This is a genomic window from Psychrilyobacter sp., assembly GCF_037132775.1.
Classification (GTDB): domain Bacteria; phylum Fusobacteriota; class Fusobacteriia; order Fusobacteriales; family Fusobacteriaceae; genus Psychrilyobacter.
This window is the reverse complement of record NZ_JBAHZY010000088.1, coordinates 1-7,857: the sequence shown is the minus strand read 5'-3', so window position 1 is coordinate 7,857 and position 7,857 is coordinate 1. Positions and strand designations below refer to the sequence as shown.

Genomic DNA, 7,857 nt, shown 5'->3' with positions numbered 1-7,857 from the left:
CAAAGGGAACAGTTTTTTCAGAAATACCAGATGATGAGTTAGAAAGAACTGTAGAAAGAATTAGAAATAGACCGCGAAAAGTATTAAATTATTTTACTGCAAATGAAGTTTTCCTTGAAAATATGTGGTGGTGTGCTTGAGAAGACTCACCGCCTTTGAAAATATTTATAATATCTTTTTCTAAAAATCTGACAAATTTAGTTATCTCCTTATTTTATTCTAGAGTTCCATTTATAAAAGCATTTGATAACAAATCATATGTATGCATTTTAAATATTGAAAATGTAATATTTTTACTCTCTCCAAAGGAAAACAAGTTTAAATTTGTACATGTATATTATCACTAAAATATATAACCTAGGAGGAATAAAGATGAAAATGTTTGCACAATTATCCAGAGTCGGGAAAGCATTGATGACGCCTATCGCAATATTACCAGCAGCTGGTATATTCTTAGCAGTAGGAGCACATGCGGATTACCATTAATGAAGAATGCCGGTGATGTTATATTTGGGAATCTACCATTGCTATTTGCAGTAGGAGCAGCAATAGGTTTAGCAGGTGGAGATGGAGTCGCTGGTTTAGCAGGTATTGTCGCTATGCTCATTATGAATGTTACTATGGGTAGTTTAACTGGTGCAGCAGCAGGAGTAGAAGCAGGGAATAAAGCATTTACTTTAGTTCTTGGTACACCTACACTTCAAACTGGTGTATTTGGTGGTCTTATTGCAGGTATTATCGGAGCTACCATGTATAATAAGTTCCACAAAACAGAATTACCACCATTTTTAGGATTCTTTGCAGGTAAAAGATTAGTTCCTATCATGGCAGCTGTCGTAGAATTTATCGTTGGTATGATAATGTCTTACATCTGGCAACCAATTCAAGGTGGATTAGAATCATTATCTATGATAGCCAATGATCCTAATAACTCAAACTTATCAACATTTATATTTGGTCTAATAGAAAGAGCTTTAATTCCATTCGGATTACATCATATCTTCTATTCTCCATTCTGGTTCCAATTCGGTGAATATACAAATGCCGCTGGTCAATTAATTCAAGGAGATAATAGAATTTGGTTTGCAATGTTTAATGATGGTATTAGAAATTTTTCATCAGATACCTATGTAGGTGCAGGTAAATTTATGACTGGTAAATTCCCATTCATGATGTTTGGATTACCAGCAGCAGCATTAGCTATGTACCATGAGGCTAAACCTGAAAAAAGAAAGTTAGCTGGAGGTATCTTATTCTCAGCAGCGTTAACATCATTTTTAACAGGTATAACTGAACCAATTGAATTTGCATTCTTATTCGTAGCACCAGTTTTATATGGTATTCATTGTGAAATCGCAGCGACTTCATTTATGGTAATGAATATGTTAAATGTTAGAATCGGTATGACTTTCTCCGGTGGCGCTATCGACTATATTTTATTCGGGGTTTTACCAGGAATTAGAGGAGACTTTGACAATAACTGGTATATGGTAATAGCTGTAGGGTTAGTGTTAGCTATTGTTTATTACTTCCTATTTAGAGCTGTTATCAGAAAGTTTGATCTTAAAACTCCAGGTAGAGAAGATGAAGAATTAGAAGAAGAAGTTAAAGTAAGCGGAAGAGAACTATCTATCTTAGTTATGGCTGCGCTAGGTGGTAAAGGTAACTTAGTTACAATCGATGCTTGTATTACAAGGCTTAGATTAGAAGTTAAAGATGTAAATGCAGTAAATGACAAAGAGTTAAAGAGATTAGGCGCTTCAGGAATACTAAAAGTTGGTACAAACGGTGTTCAAGCGATCTTTGGAGCTAAGGCTCAATTTATAGCACAAGATCTAAAGGAAATGTAAATTATAGAGATATAAAAAGGGTTCATATGAACCTTTTTTATATCTCTATTTTTTTTTGGATTTTTAATTCTATTTATTTTGAACTAAGTTATCTACCAGATGACATGCAACATAATGTCCATCTGAAATTTCATTCAATACAGGATCTCCATGACTACATTCAGGTCTTACATATGCACATCTCTTTGCAAATCTACAACCTTCCTCTGGATTGATTGGAGAAGTTATCTCTCCGTGTAATTCAATCCTATCCATCTTATGCTTTAAACTTGCTACTGGAATAGCAGAAAGTAAAGCTTTTGTATATGGATGTCTAGGGTTTTTAAAGAGTACAGTAGATGGTGCTTTTTCTACTAATTGACCTAAATACATTACTGCAATATCATCTGAAAAATGCTTAACTACAGACAGATCATGAGTAATAAACATAAAAGTTAAACCTAATTTTGCTTGTAGATCCTGCATAAGATTTAAAACTTGAGCTTGGATAGATACATCTAATGCTGATACAGGTTCATCACAGACAATAAATTTTGGATTTAGTGACAATGCACGAGCTATCCCAATTCTTTGTCTTCTTCCACCATCTAATTCATGGGGATATGTATTTAATAATCTCTGACTTAATCCTACTAAGTCCATCAATTCTTTCACTTTTTCACTTAATTCCTTCTTGTTCTTAATTAATTTATGGATAATTAATGGTTCTCCTATGATCTCACTTACAGTCATTCTAGGATTTAAAGAAGCAAACGGGTCTTGGAAAATTATTTGCATATCTTTTCTTAATTTTCTCATTTGATTTTTATCAAATTCCCTTATATTTTGACCTTCAAAAAAAATATCCCCATCTGTAGCCTCTAATAATCTTAGGATTACTCTTCCAGTTGTGGATTTACCACAGCCAGACTCTCCTACTATCCCTAGAGTTTTACCTTTCTCTATAGAAAAATTTAGACCATCTACTGCATGCAACATTCCTTTAGGAGTTTTAAAATGTTTTTTTAAATTTCTTACTTCTAATATTTTATCTGCCATTTTTATTCCTCCCTATATCCATTTTTGTTTGACGTCTTCTTCAAACATCAGACATTTAATTTTGTGTCCGTCAATATTTGTATGTTTAGGCACTCTGTCAGAACAAATACTTTTTGCTCTGTCACATCTAGGATGAAATGAACATCCAGAAGGTAAATTAGTTGGATCTGGCATAGTTCCCTTGATTGGGCTAAGTCTCGTAGCATCACTATCTAAACTTGGTATAGAGCCAAATAACCCCTTTGTATATGGATGTTTTGTAGATTCAAATATATTTTCTATCTTTCCATATTCTATGATTTCTCCACCATACATTATAGCTACTTTATCACAAACTTGGGCTACTACACCTAAATCATGTGTAATCATAAGCATAGCTGTTTTAAATTTTTCCTTTAAGTTATTCATAAGATCTAAAACTTGAGCTTGTATAGTAACATCTAAGGCTGTTGTAGGTTCATCTGCTATGAGTAATTTTGGATTACATGCAAGAGCTATTGCAATTACTACTCTCTGTTTCATTCCACCAGAAAATTGATGAGGATAATCATTATATCTTTCTCCTGGAATACCTACTAATTCTAGCATCTCTTTAGCTTTATCAATTGCTGTTTCAAGATTTATATCTTGGTGAATTAAGATTACTTCTGATATCTGCTCTCCGACACTTAATACTGGATTTAATGAAGTCATTGGATCTTGGAATATCATAGATATTTTATTTCCTCTGATTCCTCTCATATCACCTTCAGAAAGTGACAATAGATCCCTTCCTTCAAATTCAATACTTCCTCCTGTAATTTTCCCTGGAGGATTCGGGATCAATCTCATTATCCCTAAAGCCGTAGTAGTTTTCCCTGCTCCTGTTTCTCCTACTAGACCTAATGTTTCCCCTTCTTTTAAATCTAAATTGATACCATTTACTGCTTTTACTACTCCATCTTCAGTTGTATATTCAATACTAAGATTTTTTATATTTAATAATTTATCACTCATAAAGTGTATCTCCTTTTTTTATTTAATTATGATTTTAATCTTGGATCTAATGCGTCTCTAAGCCCGTCTCCAACTAAGTTTAAAGCTAGGATAGTAATTACTATCGCTATACCTGGAATAGTCGTTACATGAGGTGCATATCTTAGGTATTGTCTACCTCCAGAAAGCATCGCTCCCCACTCTGGTGCAGGTGGCTGAATACCCATCCCTATAAAACTAAGCCCGGCTGTAGAAAGTATTGCCCCTGCTACTCCTAGTGTTCCTTGAACAATTACTGGAGCAAGTGCATTTGGTATAATATGTTTTGATATAATTCTAAAATCATCGGCTCCAATGGCTTTGGCAGCTTCTACAAACTCCTGGTCTCTTATTGAGATTACAGATGCTCTTACAATTCTTGCGTATCCAGGAACTGAAGATATACTGATTGCAAGCATAAGATTAAATAAGTTTGCTCCCAGTGCCGAAACGATCGCAATAGCTAATAAGATACTAGGTACTGCAAGGAAAACATCCATTATTCTCATGATAATGTTGTCTAGCTTCCCACCATAATAACCAGCTACTGCTCCTAATGTCCCACCAATAAGTATAGAAATTCCAACAGCTAAGACTCCAACTTGTAGTGATACACGAGCACCATGAATAAGTCTAGCAAACATATCTCTACCATATTCGTCTGTTCCAAAAATATGTGCTCCACTTGGACCTTGTAATCTATCCCTTAAATTTTGCTTGATTGCTACACTATCATATGGTGCAATCACATCTGCAAAAATAGCTAAAAATACTATTACTCCTAAAATTGCAAGGCCGACCATAGCCATTTTATTTTTCTTCAATCTTCTCCATACTTCAGCCAATTGACTTCTTTTTTTATTTACAGTTTCAACAGAAGAAATTTTCTCTATATTTTCACTGTTTAGTACTTCTGACATAATTAAATCCTCCTTTTATTTATATTGAGATTTTACCCTAGGGTCTACAAATCCATATAAGATATCTACAAATAGATTTACTACTGAAAATGTTGTTGCAAGGAATAAAACAGCTGCTAATACAATTGGTGTATCCTTACTTCTAATAGCTTCTACCATCATTCTTCCCACTCCTGGCCAAGAATAAACTGTTTCTGTAAGTACAGCTCCACCTAATAGGTATCCAAATTGTAATCCTACAACTGTGATTACTGGAATTAATGCATTTTTAAGAGCATGTCTGTTGATAACTTTTTTCTCACTAACACCCTTGGCTCTGGCTGTTCTAATATAATCTTGTCTGATTACTTCTAACATAGATGATCTAGTCATACGAGTAATTATCGCTGCGGCTCCTGTTCCTAGCGTAATAGATGGAAGGATCAAACTTTTCCATCCTCCAAATCCACCTGATGGCAGCCATCCTAATCCCACTGAGAAAAATAAAATCAGCATAAGTCCTAACCAGAAGTTTGGCATTGCTACACCTAAAAGAGCAGCTATCATACTGGTACTATCCATAATTGAATATTGTTTTGTTGCTGATATAATCCCCACTGGAATACCTATTAATATGGCGATAATAACACCTATAATAGCTAAGATCAATGTATTTGGAAATCTTTGGAATATTTCTCCAAATACCTCTCTTCCACTTGTATATGATCTTCCAAAATCTCCTTGTACTGCATTTAAAACAAATTTCCCATATTGCATGAAGAATGGATCATTTAATCCCATCTCTTCTCTAAGTGCTAACACTTGTGCTTTAGGAGCACTTTCTCCCAAAATAAGTTGTGCCGGATCTCCAGGTGTAAATGACATTATTGAAAATACTAAAAATGATACACCCAATAATACAGGTATCAATAATAATATTCTTTTAAATATATACTTATGCATGTTTCCTCCCCAATTTTTATATTTATTTCTTAAAAAAATTACCCTCTAAAATTAATTATTTCAGAGGGTAATCAAGATTATTTTTGTTGATCAAAGTACACTCCGTAGATTCTATGATGCCCTGCAGGGTTTAATTTAAATCCTTTTACATCTTTATTGATACCAGCATTCATAGTTTTGTAAAATAATGGATCTATCGGTAAGTCTTCCATTAATTGATCTTGAATTTTTGCATATATTTCAATTCTCTTTTGTGGATCTACAGATGATTTAGCCTCATCTAACCACTTATCTACGTCTTTATTTGAATAGAAAGATCTGTTTCCAGCTCCACCAATATTTGCAGTATTGAATAAAGCATTTAATCCATAGTCAGCATCTGCTGTATTACTTCCCCAACCTAAGATAAACATCTCATGATCTCCTCTTGCAGTTCCATCTAAATAAGCTCCCCATTCTACTGGTTCTACTGCCATATCTATTCCTACTTGCTTTAATTGATCTTGTACAATAGTTGCAATTTGTAATCTTACTGGATTGTCATTTGTCCAGATTGTAGTTTTGAATCCATTTGGATATCCTGCTTCAACTAATAACTTCTTAGCTAATTCTGGATTATATTCATATGATTTTGAATTTTTACTATAACCAAATACTTTTGGACCGATAGGTGAATTTGCTTTTATTCCAGCACCGTCTAATACTACATCGATAAGGATCTCTACGTCGATTGCATGTCCAATAGCTTGTCTAACTAATTTATTATCAAATGGTGCTTTACTGAGGTTAAATCCAATATAATCCATAGATAGTGATTCTTGTTCCACTAATTCTAAGTTTTCGTTACCTTTAACTTGATTTTTATCGATAGGTTCGATGTCATATGCGATATCTACTTCACCAGTTTCTAAACTGATAGTTCTATTAGTCCCTTCAGTTATATTTCTAAAGATTACATTTTTAACCTTAGGAGCTCCTAAGAAATAATCTTCATTCGCAACCAATACAATTTTATCTCCAGAATCCCATTTTACAAATTTATATGGTCCTGTTCCTACTGGATGTTGTCCGTAGTCATCTCCAAATTTAGTAACAGCTTTTTCATTTAAGATAGCTGATGCTGTATGTGCTAAATGATGTAATAATGGTCCAAATGGTTCTTTTGTGATTATCTTCACTGTATAATCATCTACAACTTCAATTTTGTCCACAGCCTCTACAATATGATGCGTTTGAGGAGAAGCTAACATCCCTTCAATAGTGAATTTAACGTCTGATGCTTTTAATTCCTCTCCGTTATGAAACTTAACTCCCTTTCTTAAGTGGAAGATAGTTGTTGTAGAGTTTGGTTGCTCCCATGATTCAGCAAGTGCAGGTATGATGTTCATATCTCCATCAGTTGATACTAAACCATCATAAATTTGTGATGTTACTCTAGACGATGGTTGGTCATTTGAAGCATGCGGATCCAGTGATTTGGCATCGGCCCCTTGAGCTACCACTAAAGTATCTTTTATCTTCGTTTCTTTTTCCCCACCACCACAAGCTGTTAATGTCAACAAGACAACCAATGATGAAATTAATAATAAAACTTTTTTCATATTTTCTTACCCCCTATTATTATCTTATTCTTTTAAGCTCTTTCTAAGATAATGTTACTTCTATTCTCCAAACTTGTCAACTAAAAATAAAGTTTTGTGTTTTGTGTTCTCACTTTTTTGCATCAATACCGCACCTATGAAACTTTCACAGAATAAAGTACTAAAAAAAACACTTATAACTTAATTTTATATGAATAAAAAAAAATCATAATAATCAAAATTCAATACAAATGTTATTTTTTACACAAAACTTTTTTATAATTAAAGTTTACCTTTAAAAAAATCAAAATCAAAATTTATTTTAATTTTTTATTTTATTTCTTAGAGTTCCACAAGAAATTTTACGTTATATATGGTGGTCGTGTTTGTCAAACAGTTTATGAAAAAACTTAAGCAATTTTTTGAGTACTAAAATATACCTTAGCGGGGCTGTTGCAAGTTTTGTGTAAACTCTAAAAATTAATGTAAAACTTTTATAAAAAGAGGAGTAAT

General features: G+C 33.3%; 5 protein-coding genes and 1 pseudogene. 1 reads left to right on the top strand and 5 read right to left on the bottom strand.

Going from position 1 to position 7,857, the window contains the following annotated elements:
• The first annotated feature begins 372 nt into the window (after window positions 1–372).
• Window positions 373–1,850 (top strand): annotated as a pseudogene (gene ptsG, locus V5784_RS05960) (glucose-specific PTS transporter subunit IIBC).
• Between the two features lie 69 nt (window positions 1,851–1,919).
• On the opposite strand, the gene V5784_RS05955 reads toward ptsG, so the two are convergent.
• The 5 genes from V5784_RS05955 to V5784_RS05935 form a co-directional block, all read right to left on the bottom strand.
• Entirely contained in the window at window positions 1,920–2,888 is a 969-nt protein-coding gene (locus V5784_RS05955; RefSeq protein WP_336888127.1) for an oligopeptide/dipeptide ABC transporter ATP-binding protein, read from the bottom strand.
• Window positions 2,889–2,900: 12 nt separating this feature from the next.
• Window positions 2,901–3,884, bottom strand: coding sequence for an ABC transporter ATP-binding protein (locus tag V5784_RS05950; protein WP_336888126.1), 984 nt, complete (start codon window positions 3,882–3,884; stop codon window positions 2,901–2,903).
• A gap of 26 nt (window positions 3,885–3,910) precedes the next feature.
• Window positions 3,911–4,822, bottom strand: coding sequence for an ABC transporter permease (locus V5784_RS05945; RefSeq protein WP_336888125.1), 912 nt, complete (start codon window positions 4,820–4,822; stop codon window positions 3,911–3,913).
• A 15-nt stretch (window positions 4,823–4,837) separates the two neighbouring features.
• Window positions 4,838–5,764, bottom strand: coding sequence for a nickel ABC transporter permease (gene nikB, locus V5784_RS05940; protein WP_336888124.1), 927 nt, complete (start codon window positions 5,762–5,764; stop codon window positions 4,838–4,840).
• Window positions 5,765–5,841: 77 nt separating this feature from the next.
• Window positions 5,842–7,365 (bottom strand): glutathione ABC transporter substrate-binding protein, encoded by a 1,524-nt coding sequence (locus tag V5784_RS05935; RefSeq protein WP_336888123.1) that lies wholly within the window; start codon window positions 7,363–7,365, stop codon window positions 5,842–5,844.
• Window positions 7,366–7,857: the final 492 nt, after the last annotated feature.

Bases quoted from the DNA above. Each gene is read 5' to 3' on its own strand.
- V5784_RS05955 (WP_336888127.1), bottom strand. From the start codon at position 2,888: ATGGCAGATAAAATATTAGAAGTAAGAAATTTAAAAAAACATTTTAAA.
- V5784_RS05950 (WP_336888126.1), bottom strand. From the start codon at position 3,884: ATGAGTGATAAATTATTAAATATAAAAAATCTTAGTATTGAATATACA.
- V5784_RS05945 (WP_336888125.1), bottom strand. From the start codon at position 4,822: ATGTCAGAAGTACTAAACAGTGAAAATATAGAGAAAATTTCTTCTGTT.
- nikB (WP_336888124.1), bottom strand. From the start codon at position 5,764: ATGCATAAGTATATATTTAAAAGAATATTATTATTGATACCTGTATTA.
- V5784_RS05935 (WP_336888123.1), bottom strand. From the start codon at position 7,365: ATGAAAAAAGTTTTATTATTAATTTCATCATTGGTTGTCTTGTTGACA.